This window comes from Aeribacillus sp. SP014 (genome assembly GCF_054055575.1).
The window spans coordinates 669,469-688,775 of sequence record NZ_JBSRXI010000001.1; the positions used below are offsets into that span (position 1 = coordinate 669,469).

The window sequence follows — 19,307 nt, forward strand, 5'->3', positions numbered from 1 at the left end:
CTCCCTCGAAAGGACGATCTCAACTATGAAAGAATACCTCGATTTGAAGATGGATTTCATGTTTAAGCAGCTGTTCGGCAACCCGAACCGAAAGTCACTTACCATTGCTTTTTTGAATGCGATTTTACATCGGAGCGAAGCAGATCGCATTGTCGATGTTCAGTTTGAAAGCACGGAACTGACGAAAGAGACAGAAGATGGAAAAATGAACCGGCTTGATGTACTGGTGCAGACGGATCGAGGCGAGCGCATCAATGTAGAAATTCAAATCGTTAATCAGCATGATTTACCGGAACGAATTTTGTATTACTGGGCGAGGGTTTTCTCCCGGTCATTAGCAAAAGGACAGCCGTACAGCATGCTTCCCCCTACCTTTATGATTACCATCCTTAATTATCGGCTTTTTCCTCATGAAACGGAGAGATTTCATACGGTTTTCCATATACGAGAAGATGAAGAACATTTTCTTTGGTGTCCGCACCTTGAATTTCACGTCATTGATTTACAGCAATTTATGGTAAAATGGAAGAAATATAACAGAGAAATAAAACGATTGCCAGAGTATCCGTGGCTGATGATGCTGTCAGCAGTAGACGCCAAAAAGGGGAAAATCGATGAGTTTATGCTCAGTGAACTGGAGGTGTTTGCGATGAATGAGCAGGAAATTCGTGAAGCGCTGGAAGAATGGGAAAGCTTAAGCGTCAACCCGGTAAACCGTTATGAATACGAAATGCGTTTGAAATGGCTGCGGGACCAATTGTCAAACCTCCAAGGCGAACGGCGGGCAGGATGGGAGGAAGGGTTGAAGCAGGGTCGGGAAGAAGGAGTTCGACAGGTAGCCATAGAAATGCTTCGTTCAGGGCTAGAAGAGGAAGTTATTATGTCGGTTACAAAAATAACTGAAGAAGAGCTAGATGAACTGAAGAAGAAACTATTGGATGAATGACTTTTTTGACAATGAGTAGAATAGTTCATTTTATGTGAAAAGAGGTATGAACTAAAATTTTTTTCATGTCTCCAGTGGATGGCGAAAAGTGAAAAATCGAAACTGGAGGTGTTTGCGATGAATGAGCAGGAAATTCGTGAAGCGCTGGAAGAATGGGAAAGCTTAAGCGTCAACCCGGTAAACTGTTATGAATACGAAATGCGTTTGAAATGGCTGCGGGACCAATTGTCAAACCTTCAAGGCGAACGGCGGGCAGGATGGGAGGAAGGGTTGAAAAAAGGGTTGAAGCAGGGTCGGGAAGAAGGAGTTCGACAGGTAGCTATAGAAATGCTTCGTTCCGAATTAGAACAGGAAGTTATTATGTCAGTTACGAAATTAACTGAAGAAGAGCTAGATGAACTGAAAAAGAAACTATCGCCTCACTCCTTTTAAGCGGGAAGGAACGAGACTCCCATTACATGATCAATTATTGCCTGCTGTTCAAGTCAATTCTGTTAAAAAGGAAGTTACCTGAATTTTGTGGACGAGATAGAGGAGTTATACTTGTTATTCCAGTAAAATGGGAGTGCTGCAAAGCATGTGCCAACATTGAAGACGCCTGCCAGTGCGCACGAACTTGAAAACTTTCCTCTCTTGACCGGGGATTCACGGAATCAGACGTATGCAATCGATGAGCTGACAGGCGGAATGATTTATTGGCTCAGGTTCCAGTAAATGGTTGATAACAAATTATTCATTATTCGTGTGATGCTCCCATTTAGCTTTCTATCCAATCCACTGTTTTGCAGTAGGAATTCTTTTAATGACGAAATAATCCAAAACCCACACTATCAATAGTGATGCGCCCACTAATGGGAAGAAAAGGCCTAAAGCAATGACAATGACGGCTACTCCCTTTAACATTTTAAAGTTTTCTGGCAAAGCCGGAGCACCCAATTTGCCTTTCGGTTTTCGCTTCCACCACATTATAACGCTACTTACAACAATCATTATAATGCCAATAGTTAATGCAAGCATGAACAGCTGGCTAATGAATCCAAATTCTCCTTGATGAAATGCAATGCCTAGTGAAATTAATTTTCCCAATGCACCATAGTCGTTCCATGCAAATTTAGCTAAAACTTTTCCGCTGTATTGATCTATATGCAGCGTTTGTTGTGCCCAAGGCAGTGGGCGGTTAGGATAGACGTCAGCAGGATCTAGAAAGATCGTATATACACCGGTTTCTCCATCAGGAAATGCAATTCTATATCCCGGTTGGACGTTGTTTTTTTCTGCAATTTGCATAACTTTATCAACAGAAATTGTTTTCACCCCATTGGGACTTGATTCGGGCACAGGTAAGTTTTCAGCTGCCCAAGGAACATCTGCTATTTCTTTTGTTGGCATTGTTGATTTAGGAAATGCATATTTTTCCCATGGTTGATCTCCTTCCGGGTTTCCGGAAATGGGATCAACGATACGATGTGCCATGCTTCCCCAAACACCGGACCACATGAGTCCAGAAAACAATTGTACGACGATAAAAAGAGAAAGCCAGATTGCTGTGACGGCATGCATATCGCGCCAAAACGTGCGGTTTCTTTTACTCAGGTTTATTCGCGGAATCAATGTCCCAAAAAGAGATTTTCTATTTCGCGGCCACCATAAGTAAACACCAGTAATAATTAGGATAATGAACCAGCAAGCGGAGAGCTCCACTAACCAGTTTCCAATGGTTCCGCCCCATAATTCACCGTTATGCAAATCTTTCACCCATGCCATGAAGCGTGCATTCTCATTTAACTTTCCAATAATGTCGCCGTTGTATGGATTAACAAACACAGATATACTTTCCCCGTTCACCATTATTTCAACCTCAGAAGACCTGTCCGGCGCAAAGGAAGGTGTAAAACCTGTAATTTTTGCATGTGGATAATTCTTTTTCACTTCATAAATCTGTTCTGTAGATGAAATTTTTTGCTGTCCTTGTTGGACGTAATAAAGATCATGGTACATGTAATTTTCAATTTGCGGTTTAAACAGGTAAATTCCTCCGGTAATAGACAAAAAAATAATCAGCGGTGCGAAAAAAATCCCTGCGTAAAAATGCCATCTCCATACTGTTTTATATAAAGAAGCTTTCGTTTGTTTGAATGCTTTTGAATCCTTTGCTACTGCATCTATTCTTTCAAATTCCATTGTTTCCACCCTTTTTTTAAGCAATGACAAAAACTTTTATAGATCATGTCGATATAACCTCAACAATTGCAATGCGGTTTTTTCCTTATGATTTGTATTTTTCATATGGTCAATAATAGAGCCTTCCTTTATAAACAGAATTTGATCGCCTGCTTCTGCGGCAACATCCATCATATGAGTGGAAAAAATGATGATCGTGCCTTTCATCTTTTGTTCTTTTATCAAATTGACAAACTGATCAATCCAAAATGGGTCTAAACCATTTGTTGGTTCATCTAACAAGAGCAGTTTTGGATTTCCTAACAATGCTTGTCCTAATAATAGTCTTTGCCTCATTCCTTTTGATACATTTTTCACTAGTTCTCTTTTAAATTCTTCCAAACCTATTTTTTTAAAAATGTCTTGTACAGATGATTGATCTTTTTTTCGCAGTTTGGCATAAAATGATAAAAATTCTTGAAGCGTCATGAATTGCTGAGCATGAAAATCATCGGGCATGTAGCCGATCTGCTCGATATAGTTTTTTCTGTTTTTAATTAGACTGATATTGTTTAAAACAATGTCCCCGGAGGACGGTTTTGAAATACCCGCCAAAATGCGAAGAAGCGTGCTTTTTCCGGCTCCGTTTCCGCCGCATAATACGATGCATTCCCCTTTTTTTGCTTCCAGTGACATGGAAGAAAGCACAACTTTTGTTTTATATTTTTTTGAAACGTCGGAGACTTGTAATGTTGTCATTGTCTTTTCTTCCTTTCAAGCTTCCAGACGGAAAATGCAAGCATGATGCTTGAAAAGATGAACATATAACCGACGAACAGCACCCATAACGCTTTTGTTTGCATAAAAGAGATGAGCTCGTCGTATGATTGTCCAAAAACAGCTCCGCCGTCAAGCTGAACAACAAATACTATACGGAGCAATTCCGCCGGATTACAGAATAAAGATGCCTTTAAAAGCGGAGCTATCATCGGATAAGGGACAAAGCTCAAAACGGAAATGACTGCAGTCGGCCATATCATGATAAGAAAGAACCACACGCCGACCGAAAGTATGAGAGCTTGCCATCTCGTTTCTGAAAACGAGCCAATGGTCAAGCCGATGACGAGAAAAAACCATATTAGCGAGATAGAAAAAATATATAAAATGAGCACCCATTTCAAAGATAATGAACTTCCCAATAAAGTGCCGACCAAAAGGCTCAAACTGAAGCTTAAGCTGAAGATGGCAGATTGTGCGGTCAATTGCCCGCAAAGCTTCCCAACCCAATAGGCAATAGTCGGCAACGGATACGTGCATAAAAGACTCCACTGGCCATTTTCCATTTCATTCGCGATGGAAAACGATCCAGCCACCAGCATAAACAGTGGTACGATGTACAGCACAATGTTGGCGATTGTGCCTGTCATGTTTGTATAGCCTGTGAGAGCAGGGTTATTCCGCTCTAACAAAAATAGTAATGATAAAACGAAAATCCATAGAAACACAAACGTGTAAGAAGAACGCTGCCTGATTGTCAAACGCCATTCGGCTTTCCATATGTTCCGCATAACTCCTCCCGCTGTAAAAAAAGGGCACTTATAAATTTGCCCTTCATTCATGTGAATGATCATTGCCCTCATCCATGTGGCTGTGGTCGCCATTCATATCCGTATGACCATCCTGCATATTCTTTTCCATCATTTCTTTATTCATTTTCCATTTATGATCTTGCAATTGATCGAAGTTTAATATTTTTCCGCTATTTTTTGAAATGAAGGCTTCAGCATCTTTTTTATCTTGGAAAGAAATGACGTTGTAGGCCATTGGCGTCCGTATCGATTGATCATACACGTAGGTTGCTTTATCAGATTCAACCCATTCTTTCGAATGATAATCTCTGACGAATTCCGCTTCGATGTTTTCATTTTTATTTTCGCTTTTCCATTTATACATACATCCGATATCATCAAAAACTAATGTTTTGCCATTTTTTAAAATAAGCTGTGTTGCAAACTGATTATCCATTACAGCCATGTTACATTGAGCGCATTTATCGTTTTTTTCATCAATGGCTCTTGGCGACACTTCCTTTTTTCCGCACGCAGCAGTGATAATCAGTAGAGCGCATAACATGAAAATGAAATACATTTTACGCATCCTCTTTTTTCCTCCCTATCCTCCATAAAGTAATGCTTCCTAAAAACAAGAGAAGACTGAAAACAATGATCACTCCAGAAGATGACTTTGATTCATCTTGTATTGGAGCTGTCATAAGCGGCGAGTCATCCGTCATCGCTTCATTGTCTGGACTTTTCCATAATTTTTGCAATACAACCATGCCTGGTGAATGGAAAAACAGCTGGTATTCTGGAATATCCTGCGTCAAACTTAAAAAGAACGGATTCGTTTTATAAGGTATGTCACTATAACCGGATCCATCGGCATCAAGCTTTAGAGAGGCGTCCCAATAATTCCTTTTCACTTCATTGTCCGAGCTGCTCAAAGCTTGAGCTTCATTTACATTGCTAATAAACGTATTGTTTGAAACGATGTTTCCGTTCGCCTCTTTGAATTGAATGCCAATAAAATTCCCACGCATTTCATTGGATAAAATAAGGTTATTGGAGGCGCTTTCGGCAAAAATACCAACTCGATTATAAGAAATATTATTGCGAACCACCTTTGTCTCTGTCGCATCAAATAAAAGAATCCCCTGAGCATGAACATTGCGGTTGTTAAAAATGAATTCATTATTTTCGATTTTTCCACCCTTTGTTTCCATGACCATCGCTCCTGCCACGTTATTTTTGGAAATGTTTTTTTGAATTGTTATGTGGTCAGAATACATAATGTGTATGCCGTAATTTGATTGCTGGATGAGGTTTTGGACGGCCGTTGTATAATCGCTTTGCTCCATATAAATCCCATCTCTCACTTTTTCGATTCTGACTTTTTCAATGACATTTTGTTCTGACTTCCATAAATCAATCCCGTTATGTTGTTTTTCACCTTTTATCGAGCTTTGTGTGATGACGGTGTGATAGGCGTGTTCAAGCTTTAACCCGATCCCCTTTGTGCGAATATGAACGTGTTCAATTCGGTGATGATTTCCTGATACTTGTATAGCGGCAGCGTTTTTCTCTTGGCTGCATTGAACAATTGTTACGTTTTTTACTGAAACGCGTTGACCTTTAATGGAGATGACGGGTTCTTTACGGCAGGATTGAATGGTTACTTGTCCATTTCCTTGTAACGTAACAGGTTTTGAGAGCACAATCGATTCATGATAAATGCCTCTCGGTATTCTCACGATTGAGTGCTCTGGAGCTTGATCAATCAGATATTGCAGTGTGCTTTCGGCATGGATGCTGGATGGATGTGTCCAAAAAAGCATCAAGAAAACGATTAAATACCATAATTTTTTCATGACGGAATCCTTTTTTCAGTGTCATTGTTCTAATTGAAGGTTAGCGTATAATTGTGTGAAAACTATGAAGCCTATTTGGATATTTTTTTACATTTGTTTCCTTTCTTACATTCATTTACTGACCTTTGCTTTTAAAATTGGCAATTTGTCAAATCCAATCGCAGGAGGTCTAAACATGATGGACAGTCATGTGAAACATTTGCTTGCCTTTCTATCGCTCGGAGCTTACTAGGACAAATTTATGAAAAACTTCAAACAAATTTCATAATTTCTGGTTATAATTAATAAATTAGAAAATTCATTTAATAAGTTGAGAGAAGGTGTCAAGTGGCTGATGTCTTTAAAGGTGTTAATCGTTGATGATGAAGAAAAGATGCGAAAGCTGATTAGAACGTATTTGACAAGAGAAGGATATATATGTTTGGAAGCAAAAGACGGGTTTGAAGCACTTGAAAGATTAAAAAAGGAAAACCCGGATATGCTGATCGTTGATGTCATGATGCCTTACATTGATGGTTTTACTTTAGTTGAGGAAATGCGCCAATATCTTCAAATTGATTCTCCAGTCATTTTTTTAACGGCAAAAGGGAATGAGGAAGATAAGGTGAAAGGTTTAAAGATTGGGGGAGATGACTATATAGTAAAACCTTTTCATCCTTCAGAGCTTTTGGCGCGTATGGAAGTGATTTTTCGCAGAACACATCGAATTGCAAGCGATGTAAAAATAGCAGCTATTGGACCGTTGCAATTTGATCTTCAAGGCCGGATTGCCACTGTTGAAGGCCGCAGGCTTGCGCTCACTCAAAAAGAATTTGATCTATTATTCCTTTTAGCCAAAAATAAAGGAAAAGTATTTACACGAGGTCAATTGCTTGACCAAATATGGGATTCCGATTATGCAGGAAGTGAACGAACCGTTGATACTCATATTAAAACGATTCGTCTAAAATTAAAGGAGCACAGTCATCTAATTCAAACCGTTTGGGGAATCGGTTACAAGTTTGAGGTGCCGTCTTGAAAAAAATAAAACATTTTTCAGTTAGTCAGAAAGTATTGCTGCTCTTTTTCGTCAGCATCATTTTTTCCATCTTGTTTTCTTTTCTGTTCATTCACTTCCTATATAAAGAGCTTTACATTCGCAGTGTGAAAGAGCGGCTTATTTTTGAGGGAAAGCAGACAGCTGCTCACTTTCATTACGGTTCGCTAAGTGAAGATATTAAAGAAAAAATTGAATGGTATAATCTCATTTCACCTTATGAAGTAATAGCTGTTGATCAATTAGATGAGCTTCATCAACATTTTCCGTATCAAATTGATTACAAACATCTGATCAGTCAAGAAGATGAGAAAAAGCTCTCATCCGGGCAATACGTAGTTAAAGAGGGCTATGTTCATGAATTGGATCGAAAGATTGTCGGAGCAATATTCCCGCTAACCCACGAACAGAACTTAATAGGTTTTATATATATTTATATTCCTTTAGCCGAAATACCAGAGGTTTTTAGTAAAGGCATTCCGATTTTAATCTTGTTCGGTTTAATCTTTTTCGTATTGATCTATTTTGTTATCACGTACTCAATTCATTCGATCTTTCGTTCGCTGCGAACTATTCAAACGATTGCAAAAGAGATCAGCCGCGGAAATTTTTCTAAAAGAGTTCCTATCCAAACGTCAGATGATATAGGAGAATTGGCGAGCGCCTTCAACAAAATGACGGAATCTCTTGAAAAACAAGACGAGCGCAAGAAAGAATTTTTATCCAACGTGGCTCATGAATTAAGAACCCCTCTCACATATATTGGAGGATACACGCAAATCTTGCTGGATGAAGCTTATTCATCAAAAGAAGAGGCGAAAAATCATCTTCTGCTCATCAATAAAGAAACAACGCGAATGCAGAAGCTCATAAACGACTTATTACAATTAAATGAGCTGGAAAACAAAGATATGACTCTTGAAGCAGAGCCGATCGCCTTTTCCCAATTGATTCTTGATTCATTAGAACTGTTTGCGCCTGCGCTGAAGAAAAGGAATATATCCATCAAAACAGATTTAGATGATGAAATCATCATTATGGGAGATATGAACCGGCTGCATCAAGTTTTTTGTAATGTGATTGACAATGCCATTAAGTATTCCTTCGAAAACGGGATGATCAACATTGCATTGTATCAGAAAGAGAGGCGGGCTGTTGTTATCGTTCGGGATAATGGAATAGGCATACCGAAAAAAGAATTGGATCGTATAGGGGAACGTTTTTACCGGACAGATAAATCGCGTTCAAGAGAAACAGGGGGAACAGGCCTCGGGCTTTCCATCGTCAAACAAATTGTTGCTTTACATAACGGGACGATGAAAATTGAAAGTGAAGAAGGGCGAGGAACATCGGTTATTTTGTCATTTCCGATAGTAGAGTAGATGTTTAAAAAGGCTATACGAAATGTGGCCTTCAGGCAGTACGATAAAAGTTTCCTCTGGTCTGCAAATGCTTTTGATCAATCTTTTTTTGAGGTTTCGCATTTTTTAACCTACTGACGAATATTTCAAGAAATTTTTTAGCTAAACGTCGTTCCTGTTTAAGATTCCTAAACAACCATCATTGAAACTCATCAGTATATTTATCCTTTTATTTCCGTGAAAAATCCCTCTGTGAGACAGGTTAGGTGTTTTTTGCAAAATAAAAGTGCAGAGAATTGCAAAATCCTTATGCAGTGATATGCAATGGGGCTTTACATGGAGGAGGAGCCATGATAACCTTTTTTGGTTTTGCCAAAACTTGCTCCTCTTGCAATTTCATTTCTTGTCGGAGCTTGCATGATAACCTTTTTTGGTTTTGCCAAAACTGTTGAAGCTGGCGCTTGACTAAAGAATCATGGCTACAGAGGATTCACGCCAAGCCCTTGATGGATAGATCACATATACATTTATTCAAAATTTTGATAAAGATATACTGCAACACTCTGTATTTTTTTCTTGCAGAAAACGAAGGTTAAACTTTTTCCTAACTGTCTGCATAAGAGGGATCATAATATAAGCCGGGTTTAATTTGTAAGATTGCTTATATGTTGTTGTTCAACATTTATTTTTATGTTCTTAATGGAAAATCTTTTACCTTCAACATCCTCGCTCTCAGATAATTTGGAAGTGTTGACTGCTACATAATATGTTCCCGTTTTATCTATAGCTATATGAAATTTCTCCTCAAATTTTTGATTAGGCTTGATTTCGTCTTTATATAAAACTCTGTTTGAGGTTTAATCTTTTGAATAAATTACTTCACCTCGCTTATCCTTTATAATGAATGATTCTATTATTGGTTTACTATGAAATAAAGTTGTTTCAGCTCCGTTATTTTTAAAAGCTGGAATGATATCAAATTCTTGTTTGTTTTTAACCGCTTTGGGGACTTTTAATTTCAGCTCAAAATTTCCGTAACTTGCAGTTTTCTCATCTTTCTTTAATTCATTTACATTATTGCAGCCAACCAAAAAAACATAATGAATAATAAAATAATGTTACGCAATCTTTTCACTTCTGAATCTATATTCATTTAAAACTAGTCTAATTTCTAATTGGGCATTAGTAGGTATATAAATGATGACCTCACTTAATATTCCTATAAGTCTATTTTGCCGCTCACAAGTAATTAAGCTTGTCTTATTCCCTTACGTATGATGCCATAATAAACTTTTTTGTAATATTATGTAAATGAAAATCAACAATTTAGAGTAATTCAAAAGCATTAAATCTTGCAAATTCAGTCCACACATTTGATAGTGTAAAAATGAAAACATGAAGACTGCTTCCCGTTAGTGAATACAAGGAGGAATACAATCGTGGTTCTACACCCATTGCCTTTGAAATGATAAGGTTTTTTAACTAAAAATTAGGGATTTATAGTCTAATCCTTCATTTGATAAGAAAGATTATTTTTTCATTTATAATCATAGATTTCCTGTAGTCTAAAATTCATGCAATAAAAATAAAACAATACGATTCATTTATATATTTATCAGCTGCTGAAAGCGTGCGGTTTACACCATTTTGCTTTCATGAACGAATATCGCTTCGTTACGTCGTGCGCTTGCGTTCATTACGGTATTTCCTCTGGAACGCTGAACGTCTTTTTCTCGTTACTCCGTACTTTTATATGTCTTTTGGCTTATAACCCCCATGAAAGCAGGTAAGACTTTCTTTCATTTCTACAGCTCCAATCTGTTTCCACCGTTTTGTCCGCTCATGCACCACTTTTCAATTTTAAGTGAAAAACTGTGTATTAAATAAAAGGTTAAAACATTTTACACTAAAAGCATCTAATGAGCAGAGACTAGATCAAAAGGAGGAGATCGTAATGAGTGACTCATGGCTTGAATTAGAAGGAAAGGTGGCGATTGTAACAGGCGGCGTTTCCGGGATCGGATTACATATCACAAACGAACTGATCCGAAATGGGGCAAAAGTTGTTGTAGCCGATTTAAATGGAGAAAATGGACCGCAAGATAATGGTTCTTATTTTCTAAAATGTGACGTTACAAAAAAAGAAAGCGTTGACAAAATGGTGGCCGAAACCGTGAAATTATTCGGCTCAGTCGATATTTTAGTAAATAATGCCGGAGTCAACCTGCCAAGACTGTTAGTCGATGTCAAAGGTGAAAAACCTGAATACGAGTTGAATGAGAAAGATTTTGACTTTATGGTAGCTGTCAATCAAAAAGGTCCTTACCTTTGTGCACAGGCGTCTGCCAGAGAAATGATTAAGCAAAATAAAGGAGTTATTATCAATATTGCTTCCGAAGCCGGACAGGAAGGATCATCTGGACAAAGCTGCTATGCCGCGACAAAGGGAGCATTAATAGCTTTCACTCGTTCGTGGGCAAAAGAACTCGGCAAATACAATATCCGGGTTGTTGCGGTGGCGCCTGGCATCAACGAACCGACAGGCTTGACGTCAGATGCTTATAATGAAGCGCTTGCCTATACTCGAGGAGTCACAGTTGATCAATTGTCAACGGATTACAGCAATTCCATTCCTCTTGGGCGTCCGGGTAAACTAAAGGAAATAGCCGATTTAGTTTCTTACTTGGCTTCAGACCGTGCAAGTTATATTACTGGTACGACAGTTAATATTTCTGGAGGCAAATCCCGCGGTTAAGATCACAGCAGCCTAAAAAAAGGGCCTATAACGAAATATCACAAAATTCCAATCACTACCTTTGACTGATAGACGAAACTATGTCACTTTATTTTTACGTAAAAGGTGGTGAATATTGTTGGATTTTACAATTGATGGCCGTGTTGTTCAAATGCTAGAAATGTTTCAAAAAAAATCCTATTGTTCTTTGGATTATCTTGCCAACTCATTGGGAGTCAGCACGAGAACAATCCGCAATTATATTAAGCTACTTAACAGTGAACTGAATGGGATTGCAGCCATCAAAAACGAAAAGGGAAAAGGCTACCATTTGTTTATTGAAGATGGCCATATGTTTGATGATTTCATTGAAACCGTTTCTAAGAAGAAAAACATGCTGGATTCATCACAAAGGCGTATCGCTTTTATCATTGATCGATTAATCAACAGCAAAGGAAGGAATACGCTGGATGAGCTCGCTTTTGACATGAATCTGGGGAGAACAACTCTTGTAAATGAAATAAAAAAAGCTGCCGTAGCGTTGGAATCTTACAATTTAGCCATTCATGGAAAACCGAACAGCGGGATGAGCCTAAAAGGAAATGAACTGGATATCCGTTTTTTTATATTAGATAACGTCTATGACTATTTATACGGGGATTACCCGCTGGATGAAGATATTAAAGAAGAAATAATGAAGATTGCCAATCACTACAATTTAGAGTCTACCACCCAAAAAAAGTTAATGCAATTTATTATTGTCATGTTGGATCGTTTTATAAAAAATCATCCTCTTACGGAATTGGATGAAAAATATAACAAACTATTAAATACACAGGACTATTCGATTGCTTCAGAAATCGTTTCCGTAATCGAACGGCATTTGCCGGTTGAAATTTCACAACCTGAAATACTGTTTATAACATTGCCGATCGCGGGAAGAAGAACGCCGACAAACATTCGAACAATTGCAGACATTACAATTTCCGACGATATTAAACGTCTCTTGGACTTAATAATCGAACAAGTAGGGTTTGATAAAAGCATTATTTTCGAAAATGAAACATTTTTCAAAGATATTCTGTATCATTTAACCTTTATGCTGAACCGCTTGATGTTTGATGTGCGTTTGAAAAATCCGCAGCTGGCTGATGTGAAGGAGAAGTATCCTGTCGCCTTTAAATTGGCCGAAATTGCCGGGCAAGTAATTGAGAAAGAGTATGGACTGAAGGTTCCTGAAGATGAGCTTGGCTACCTATCCTTGTATTTCGGAGTATTCATTGCCCAACATGATGAAATAACGAGAGCTTTAAAAAAAGTTGCAGTCATTTGCGGAACCGGGCGGGGATCTGCCAAATTAGTCTCTATTCAACTGCAGCGCATATTAAATCCAAATACTCAAATTGATATTTACTCTGAAATTGAAGTTTCAAAAGAGCTTTTGAATCAATACGATATGGTCTTTTCAACAGTAAAGCTTCATTTTGCAATTGATCCACCTGTCATCATAATCAACGAAATCTTTGACGAAGCGAGTGTTTCTAGGCAAATAGAAAAGATGACCTATCGGAAAAAATTTAAAATGAAAGATTTTGGCAATCACCGTTCAATTTTAAAACTTTTACTCAACAAAGATAAATTCTTCGTCTTAGATACAAATAAAGGCTACCACGAAAATGTGAATGATATGATCGACGTTTTAGTCAAGAAAGGCTATTTGGACGAAGGTTTTAAAGAGAGGCTGAGAGAAAGGGAAGAGAAAGGATCAATGGTTTTTGACCGGTATATATCCTTGCCGCATACAGTTAACTACAAGTCCAATCAGATTGAAATGGCGATCGGTGTTTTTCCTGAAAAAGCAGTGGTTGACGGGAAGGAAATCAAGCTTGTCTTTCTGTTGGGAATACCGGAAAAAGCCGATAATGATGCAAGCCTCCTGATTAAAATTTACGATGAAATCATCAAAATCGCCTCTGATCAGAAACAGGTAGAGGAATTGGCCGATGCAGCCAGCTACGAAGATTTTACAAAATGCCTCGAACAAGCAAGCAGTTCATCATCAATCTTAGGGATGTGATAGGATGCAATTGATCATCATTATGCTTTTTATAGCAGGAGCATTTATGGTGCAATTGGCATTAGGTTATTTTCAAATTAAACATTTTGCCAAAGCGTATATAGAGCTGCGAAAGATTGGAAAAGTGGCAATCGGAAAGCGCCCCGGCAGAATTCGGGCGGGGACCATTGTATTATTTGCAGTTTCCGACAGCGGGAAGATTCTGAAAGCAATGAAAATACAAGGGGTTACAGTTTTAGCGAAAGTTCGGGAATTGAAAGGCTTATACGGGCAAAAATATAAAAACGCTTGGAGAAGCCGATATGGCTCATTGCAACAAGCTATTGAAATCAGCTATTTTGGATGCGGTCAGCAATTATAAGATTATTATGAGCGGCGGGGAAATTCCCGAAAAGCCGAGTATCTTTAAACGAATCATGATGCAGGCAGAAAACATTGTTTCGGTAAAAAAATCATGAAGAGGTGAGGAACGTGGATATTATTGTTACGATTGCTGAAGGTTTTATGAATTTGTTTAAAACTGGTGCAGAAACATTTATTTCGTGGATGCAAAGCATTGTTCCGCTTGTGTTGCTATTGATGGTTTGTATGAATACACTCATTCAGCTTATTGGAGAAAAGCGGGTCAATAAACTTGCGATGGCATCTTCTAAAAACCCGTTGTTAAGATATTTAGTCTTGCCGCTTGTCGGTTCATTTATGCTAGGGAATCCAATGGCGTTGTCATTAGGACGTTTTTTGCCGGAAAGATATAAACCGAGCTATTTCGCTTCAGGTGCATATTTTTGCCATACCAGCAACGGTTTATTTCCACATATAAACCCAGGGGAATTATTTATTTGGCTCGGTATTGCGGCTGGAATTGAGAAACTAGGTTTGAGCACTGCAGAATTGGCTGTCCGTTATTTCCTTGTCGGTCTCGTGATGAACTTCTTCGCAGGCTGGATTACAGATTTTACAACAAGAATAGTAGAAAAACAGCAAAATATTAAATTGAAAACAGAAGTAACGTTACATCATCGTTAGAAAAGGAGGAGGAATGGGAAATGGCTAAATATCGGTCGATAAAAATTGTGAAGGGCAGCGGCGGTTTTGGCGGACCGCTCATCATTACACCGACGGAAAAAAGAAATAAAATTGTTTATATTACCGGAGGAGCAAAGCCTGAAATTGTAGACAAAATTGCTGAACTGACAGGTGCCGAGCCGGTCAACGGTTTTAAAACATCAGTACCGGATGAAGAGATTGCGCTTGCAATTATTGATTGCGGCGGTACATTACGCTGCGGCATCTATCCGCAAAAACGCATTCCAACTGTCAATATTATGCCAACAGGAAAAAGCGGACCGTTGGCCCAATATATTACGGAAGATATTTACGTTTCAGATGTGGGGTTGGATCAAATTCAGCCCGTTGAAGAGAGTGCTAGAGAGGCGGCTCCGGCTGAAGAAAAAATTCCGGAAGAAAAACCTGAAAGAGAGTTTAAATATAGCAGTGATAAAAAGATTTCTGAAACAATGGCAGCAAGCTCCAATAAAAACTTATTAACGAAAATTGGACTTGGCGCAGGAAAAGTCATTAGCACGTTCTATCAAGCAGGACGTGAAGCAGTGCAAACAATGATTAACACGATTATTCCGTTCATGGCTTTTGTATCATTGCTGATTGGAATTATTCAAGGTTCAGGAATCGGAAACGTATTTGCCAAGATCATGTCGCCGCTGGCTGGCGATATATGGGGATTGCTCTTAATCGGGTTTATCTGTTCATTGCCATTTTTATCACCTTTGCTTGGACCTGGAGCAGTAATCGCTCAGATTATCGGGACGCTGATTGGAGTGGAAATTGGCAAAGGGAATATCCCGCCAAACTTGGCGCTGCCAGCATTGTTTGCCATCAATACGCAAAACGCCTGTGACTTTATACCTGTAGGTTTAGGACTTGCAGAAGCAGAACCTGAAACAGTAGAGGTCGGTGTACCGTCCGTCCTTTATTCAAGATTCTTAATCGGGGTTCCAAGGGTGTTTGTCGCTTGGCTGGCAAGCTTCGGACTTTATGATTCGTAAATTTGTAATTATAACATCATGAGTTTTGCAAAAATCTGACATATGGGAGGGAAGGCACAACCGTAACAGGTTTGTGCCGACTTTATGACAATCATTTATAAGAATAAAATAAAAGGAATCGGAACAATGGCCGATCATTTTTTGAAAGAGAAAATGATTATTTTATTTGGCAATGAAGCTCCGCAGGATCTGAAAGATTTTTGTTATGTCATTGATGTCGTAAAGGCGGAAGGAGTCATTCAAGCTGGACAGAAGCTTTATATTAATAATGAAAAATTTGAAATCACGTCTGTCGGCGATGCTGTGCAAAGAAACTTAACAACATTGGGGCATATTACTTTGCGCTTTGACGGATCGACAACACCGGAACTGCCGGGCACTTTGTACTTGGAAAATAAAGATATCCCTGAAATTGGATTGAATACCGAAATAAAGATTGCAAGTGAATAAAAATTTTGATATTTTCCATTCATCATTGGCTATTCATCCGACTTTTTTCAATAGGAGGGAAAAATGAGGCTGAATAGATTCAGTGAATGAAACATATACATAAAAGATTTTTTGCAGCTTTAATGGATAAATGGATAAACTGTGAAAGATTTAAGTGAAACAAGTAAATAAGACAGCAAACCGGGCACCCATTTTTTGCCCGGTTTTTTTGGCTTTTTAATTCTTTCTCTTAACAGCAGTTTGCTTGCCGGCAATAATTTATGATCACTACGCCTTGACAACATTGAAAATAAGAAAAAGTCACGCCAGTTGTCCGGAATCATTTTCTATATGGAAGATTTGAGGCGCAATTAAATTGGCAGAATTAGTAAGAAAAATTCCGAATCTTCTTTGGTTAGATGGGATTTGTTCACTGTCCATTCATGCCAACTCAAAGATTATGATGATCTGTAGGCGGGAGCTTAAGATGAAAGGAAAGATTGGACAAAAAGTCCAGCTGGCACTAGTGGTTGAATACTTATAAGTATGGAACGGTTGAAGGAGAACTTTTGCCTGCTTACTTTATCACTTTAACACAAGAAATGGATGGAGGAATTAGTGAGTGTATCTAATTACAACTTAATTGCGGGCGCCGGAAAATACTCAATACTTGTGAAGGCTCGAGTTATTTAGGAAATATATATTTTCAAAAATTAATGGATTCCGCCGAGAGCTCCCAAATTTTTATAGTAAAGGAGGACTAAGGCAGCCATTCTAAAAACATCAATGCTTCAAATTGAAAAAATAGGCGGGCATTCACCTTCTTTTTGATTCAGTCAAAAGTTTCCAAATTTGTAACTGAGAGCAATTTTTTTGCGTGATAATATTTTTATATTATAATAATTATAACTTAATAATAGATAAAGAGGTGTTTCCCATGTCTATTTATCAATTTGAAGTAGAAAAAGCAAACGGCGAAAAAGTTTCTTTAGCAGAATTTAAAGGAAAAGTGCTCTTAGTGGTGAACACCGCTAGTAAATGTCGATTTACATACCAGTTTGAAGAATTGCAAAAGCTATATAAAAAATTTCATGATCAAGGTTTTGAAATACTAGGATTTCCATGCAACCAGTTTGATCAACAGGAGCCGGGAACAAGCGATGAAGCAGCTTCTTTTTGCCAATTAAATTATGGCGTCACATTCCCGATGTTTGCAAAAATCGACGTGAACGGAAAAAACGCTCATCCATTATTCGAATATTTGAAAAATGAGGCGCCGTTCCGCGGATTTGATGAATCGAATACGGCAGAAAAGCTATTAAAAATCAAACTAACAAATGAATACCCTGAATGGCTGGTTGGCAACGATATTAAATGGAATTTTACAAAATATTTAATTGATGAAAACGGTCAAGTCGTGAATAGATATGAACCATGGGACGAACCGATTGATTTTGAGCAAGATATTCAGAAATTATTGAAAAACTAACTTCCGGTTGAATTGTTTTTTCATTCGACCGGTTTTATTTTTATGTATAAGGATGCTAGCAAGAAGCTGCTAGTTCTTTTGCCTGTTTCACTCATCTTTCAATTACTGCGTCAGCGGCTAGAATGTTGAAAGATATCAAAAAAAAGTGACACCGTTGAAAGCGGTGTCATTTATCATTTTTTTAAACTTTTGTATTCTCGATATTCTCAATAGTAGACAATTTAGTTGATGATTCAGAGCTTTCCAAAGAAGCGGACTGAGGCTGATGCTCGTTTATAAATGATACGCTTATTGCAGCGATTATTCCAGGTATAGCAAAGGCTAAGAAATTTTGGAATGTAGAAAGTTGCATAGATAATAAAACTCCCCCCATTATTGGACCGACAATAGCTCCCAGTCTGCCAATCCCCAATGCCCAGCCGACACCACTTGACCTGATTGTCAACGGATAATAGTTAGATGCGTATGCATTCGAAATTATTTGAGTGCCAATCGTAGCTGCTCCTGCTATTCCAATAAGAAAATATAAAAAGAGAATATGTCCCTTAAAGCCTAACAATGTTAATGAGACGGAGCCTAGGACAAAAAAGAGAATTAAAACTTTCTTTGCACTCCAACGATCAGCCAGCCATCCTCCAAAAATCGCACCAAAAATTGCTCCTAAATTTAGCACCAGTAAAAACATTAAACTAGAATTGATAGGGTAGCCGGATTCCAACATTAATTGCGGCAACCATGTGTTTAGTCCATATATCATTAATAAACACATAAAAAAAGAAATCCATAGTAATATAGTGCTTAATGCACGTTTTTCATGGAATAATTTCATTACTGAAATTCCTTGCTGTTTTTCTTTATTGGAAATTACAAAAGAATCTCCATCTTGAAATTGTAAGCTTGGATTAATACGTTTTAATACTTTTTTAATGTTTTCGGCATTTGATTTTGCTAATAAGAAATTAGAAGATTCCGGTAGCGTCTTGTATAAAATAGGTAAAAAAAGCAAAGGGAGTCCTCCTACAAAAAACAATGATTGCCATCCGAATTTTGGCAAGAGGAGAATGGCAAGACCAGCTGATAACATTCCCCCTAATGAATATCCACTGAACATAATGGATACTAACGTACTTTTCAAAGGTTTAGGGGAGTATTCAGTTGTTAAAGCAACAGCATTTGGCATAACTCCGCCTAACCCAAGTCCTGCAATAAACCGATAAATCCCAAATTGACCGGGTCCATTGGAAAAACCGATTAAAAAGGTAAAAAAGCTAAAAAGCGCTAAAACAAAATAAAATAACATTTTTTCTTCCAATTTTATCAGCAAGCGGGCCAAAAATTAAAGCGCCAAACATCATTCCGATTAATGCATAACTTCCCAACGCCCCCGCTTGAGTAGGTGTTAAAGACCATTCTTTTATTAATATTGGGATAGCTGAACCGTATATAACTAGATCATATCCGTCAAACATAATGATAAAGCCACACCAGAAAACTAAAAGAAAGTGAAAAGAATTAAATTTGGCTTCGTTGACGACCTTTTCGATGTTAATGTGCATACATTTACCTCCCCATATAAAATTTA

At 38.1% G+C, this 19,307-nt stretch carries 19 protein-coding genes; 11 read left to right on the plus strand and 8 right to left on the minus strand.

From position 1 onward, the window contains the following. Window positions 1-25: 25 nt before the first annotated feature. Together ACVIJU_RS03420 and ACVIJU_RS03425 are read left to right on the plus strand one after the other, a co-directional pair. A complete protein-coding gene (locus tag ACVIJU_RS03420) occupies window positions 26-946 on the plus strand; it encodes an Rpn family recombination-promoting nuclease/putative transposase (protein WP_456687246.1) in 921 nt (306 codons plus the stop codon). Between the two features lie 117 nt (window positions 947-1,063). After that, the gene (locus ACVIJU_RS03425) at window positions 1,064-1,378 is read left to right on the plus strand and encodes a hypothetical protein (protein WP_456687247.1); all 315 of its coding nucleotides are present in this window, start codon (window positions 1,064-1,066) and stop codon (window positions 1,376-1,378) included. A 333-nt stretch (window positions 1,379-1,711) separates the two neighbouring features. On the opposite strand, the gene ACVIJU_RS03430 is transcribed toward ACVIJU_RS03425, so the two are convergent. The 5 genes from ACVIJU_RS03430 to ACVIJU_RS03450 are packed head-to-tail and all read right to left on the minus strand — an operon-like array spanning window position 1,712 to window position 6,533. Continuing rightward, entirely contained in the window at window positions 1,712-3,127 is a 1,416-nt protein-coding gene (locus ACVIJU_RS03430) for a PepSY-associated TM helix domain-containing protein (protein ID WP_094244325.1), read from the minus strand. Between the two features lie 36 nt (window positions 3,128-3,163). Continuing rightward, window positions 3,164-3,865 (minus strand): ABC transporter ATP-binding protein, encoded by a 702-nt coding sequence (locus ACVIJU_RS03435; protein WP_094244326.1) that lies wholly within the window; start codon window positions 3,863-3,865, stop codon window positions 3,164-3,166. Next, window positions 3,862-4,674, minus strand: a complete 813-nt coding sequence (locus ACVIJU_RS03440; protein ID WP_144597383.1) for an ABC transporter permease — start codon at window positions 4,672-4,674, stop codon at window positions 3,862-3,864. Before ACVIJU_RS03440 ends, ACVIJU_RS03435 begins: the two co-directional genes overlap by 4 nt. Window positions 4,675-4,717: 43 nt before the next feature. Continuing rightward, the gene (locus tag ACVIJU_RS03445; RefSeq protein WP_327848122.1) at window positions 4,718-5,263 is read right to left on the minus strand and encodes a nitrous oxide reductase accessory protein NosL; all 546 of its coding nucleotides are present in this window, start codon (window positions 5,261-5,263) and stop codon (window positions 4,718-4,720) included. Beyond that, window positions 5,256-6,533 carry a right-handed parallel beta-helix repeat-containing protein gene (locus ACVIJU_RS03450; RefSeq protein ID WP_456687248.1) on the minus strand — a complete coding sequence of 426 codons (1,278 nt, stop codon included), beginning with the start codon at window positions 6,531-6,533 and terminating at the stop codon, window positions 5,256-5,258. The genes ACVIJU_RS03445 and ACVIJU_RS03450 overlap by 8 nt, the downstream gene beginning before the upstream one ends. Window positions 6,534-6,867: 334 nt before the next feature. On the opposite strand from ACVIJU_RS03450, the gene ACVIJU_RS03455 reads away from it, so the two are divergent. Both ACVIJU_RS03455 and ACVIJU_RS03460 read left to right on the plus strand, forming a co-directional pair. Beyond that, entirely contained in the window at window positions 6,868-7,551 is a 684-nt protein-coding gene (locus ACVIJU_RS03455; RefSeq protein WP_063388886.1) for a response regulator transcription factor, read from the plus strand. After that, complete coding sequence (locus ACVIJU_RS03460; protein ID WP_456687249.1) at window positions 7,548-8,951, plus strand: sensor histidine kinase; 1,404 nt, start codon at window positions 7,548-7,550, stop codon at window positions 8,949-8,951. The genes ACVIJU_RS03455 and ACVIJU_RS03460 overlap by 4 nt, the downstream gene beginning before the upstream one ends. Window positions 8,952-9,787: 836 nt before the next feature. Here ACVIJU_RS03460 and ACVIJU_RS03465 read toward each other — a convergent pair. Next, window positions 9,788-10,021, minus strand: a complete 234-nt coding sequence (locus ACVIJU_RS03465; protein WP_456687250.1) for a hypothetical protein — start codon at window positions 10,019-10,021, stop codon at window positions 9,788-9,790. Window positions 10,022-10,884: 863 nt separating this feature from the next. Between ACVIJU_RS03465 and ACVIJU_RS03470 the strand changes: the two genes are divergently transcribed. From ACVIJU_RS03470 to ACVIJU_RS03500, 7 genes are all read left to right on the plus strand, one after another. Beyond that, window positions 10,885-11,685, plus strand: a complete 801-nt coding sequence (locus ACVIJU_RS03470; protein WP_456687251.1) for an SDR family oxidoreductase — start codon at window positions 10,885-10,887, stop codon at window positions 11,683-11,685. A gap of 118 nt (window positions 11,686-11,803) precedes the next feature. Next, window positions 11,804-13,741, plus strand: a complete 1,938-nt coding sequence (locus ACVIJU_RS03475; RefSeq protein WP_456687252.1) for a BglG family transcription antiterminator — start codon at window positions 11,804-11,806, stop codon at window positions 13,739-13,741. A gap of 4 nt (window positions 13,742-13,745) precedes the next feature. Further along, window positions 13,746-14,102, plus strand: coding sequence for a transcriptional regulator GutM (locus tag ACVIJU_RS03480; protein WP_456687253.1), 357 nt, complete (start codon window positions 13,746-13,748; stop codon window positions 14,100-14,102). Window positions 14,103-14,212: 110 nt separating this feature from the next. Then, the gene (gene srlA / locus ACVIJU_RS03485) at window positions 14,213-14,767 is read left to right on the plus strand and encodes a PTS glucitol/sorbitol transporter subunit IIC (RefSeq protein WP_063388883.1); all 555 of its coding nucleotides are present in this window, start codon (window positions 14,213-14,215) and stop codon (window positions 14,765-14,767) included. A 20-nt stretch (window positions 14,768-14,787) separates the two neighbouring features. Further along, window positions 14,788-15,807: a PTS glucitol/sorbitol transporter subunit IIB gene (gene srlE, locus ACVIJU_RS03490; protein ID WP_063388882.1), complete on the plus strand. Its 1,020-nt coding sequence runs from the start codon at window positions 14,788-14,790 to the stop codon at window positions 15,805-15,807. Between the two features lie 84 nt (window positions 15,808-15,891). Continuing rightward, window positions 15,892-16,257 (plus strand): PTS glucitol/sorbitol transporter subunit IIA, encoded by a 366-nt coding sequence (locus tag ACVIJU_RS03495; RefSeq protein WP_063388881.1) that lies wholly within the window; start codon window positions 15,892-15,894, stop codon window positions 16,255-16,257. 916 nt (window positions 16,258-17,173) lie between these two features. Next, a complete protein-coding gene (locus tag ACVIJU_RS03500; protein ID WP_339197787.1) occupies window positions 17,174-17,725 on the plus strand; it encodes a glutathione peroxidase in 552 nt (183 codons plus the stop codon). A gap of 181 nt (window positions 17,726-17,906) precedes the next feature. On the opposite strand, the gene ACVIJU_RS03505 is transcribed toward ACVIJU_RS03500, so the two are convergent. Together ACVIJU_RS03505 and ACVIJU_RS03510 are read right to left on the minus strand one after the other, a co-directional pair. After that, a complete protein-coding gene (locus tag ACVIJU_RS03505; RefSeq protein WP_456687254.1) occupies window positions 17,907-19,058 on the minus strand; it encodes an MFS transporter in 1,152 nt (383 codons plus the stop codon). Beyond that, the gene (locus tag ACVIJU_RS03510; protein WP_456687255.1) at window positions 18,994-19,281 is read right to left on the minus strand and encodes an MFS transporter; all 288 of its coding nucleotides are present in this window, start codon (window positions 19,279-19,281) and stop codon (window positions 18,994-18,996) included. Before ACVIJU_RS03510 ends, ACVIJU_RS03505 begins: the two co-directional genes overlap by 65 nt. Window positions 19,282-19,307: the final 26 nt, after the last annotated feature.

Bases quoted from the DNA above. Each gene is read 5' to 3' on its own strand.
- ACVIJU_RS03420 (WP_456687246.1), top strand. From the start codon at position 26: ATGAAAGAATACCTCGATTTGAAGATGGATTTCATGTTTAAGCAGCTG.
- ACVIJU_RS03425 (WP_456687247.1), top strand. From the start codon at position 1,064: ATGAATGAGCAGGAAATTCGTGAAGCGCTGGAAGAATGGGAAAGCTTA.
- ACVIJU_RS03430 (WP_094244325.1), bottom strand. From the start codon at position 3,127: ATGGAATTTGAAAGAATAGATGCAGTAGCAAAGGATTCAAAAGCATTC.
- ACVIJU_RS03435 (WP_094244326.1), bottom strand. From the start codon at position 3,865: ATGACAACATTACAAGTCTCCGACGTTTCAAAAAAATATAAAACAAAA.
- ACVIJU_RS03440 (WP_144597383.1), bottom strand. From the start codon at position 4,674: ATGCGGAACATATGGAAAGCCGAATGGCGTTTGACAATCAGGCAGCGT.
- ACVIJU_RS03445 (WP_327848122.1), bottom strand. From the start codon at position 5,263: ATGCGTAAAATGTATTTCATTTTCATGTTATGCGCTCTACTGATTATC.
- ACVIJU_RS03450 (WP_456687248.1), bottom strand. From the start codon at position 6,533: ATGAAAAAATTATGGTATTTAATCGTTTTCTTGATGCTTTTTTGGACA.
- ACVIJU_RS03455 (WP_063388886.1), top strand. From the start codon at position 6,868: ATGTCTTTAAAGGTGTTAATCGTTGATGATGAAGAAAAGATGCGAAAG.
- ACVIJU_RS03470 (WP_456687251.1), top strand. From the start codon at position 10,885: ATGAGTGACTCATGGCTTGAATTAGAAGGAAAGGTGGCGATTGTAACA.
- ACVIJU_RS03480 (WP_456687253.1), top strand. From the start codon at position 13,746: ATGCAATTGATCATCATTATGCTTTTTATAGCAGGAGCATTTATGGTG.
- srlE (WP_063388882.1), top strand. From the start codon at position 14,788: ATGGCTAAATATCGGTCGATAAAAATTGTGAAGGGCAGCGGCGGTTTT.
- ACVIJU_RS03495 (WP_063388881.1), top strand. From the start codon at position 15,892: ATGACAATCATTTATAAGAATAAAATAAAAGGAATCGGAACAATGGCC.
- ACVIJU_RS03500 (WP_339197787.1), top strand. From the start codon at position 17,174: ATGTCTATTTATCAATTTGAAGTAGAAAAAGCAAACGGCGAAAAAGTT.
- ACVIJU_RS03510 (WP_456687255.1), bottom strand. From the start codon at position 19,281: ATGCACATTAACATCGAAAAGGTCGTCAACGAAGCCAAATTTAATTCT.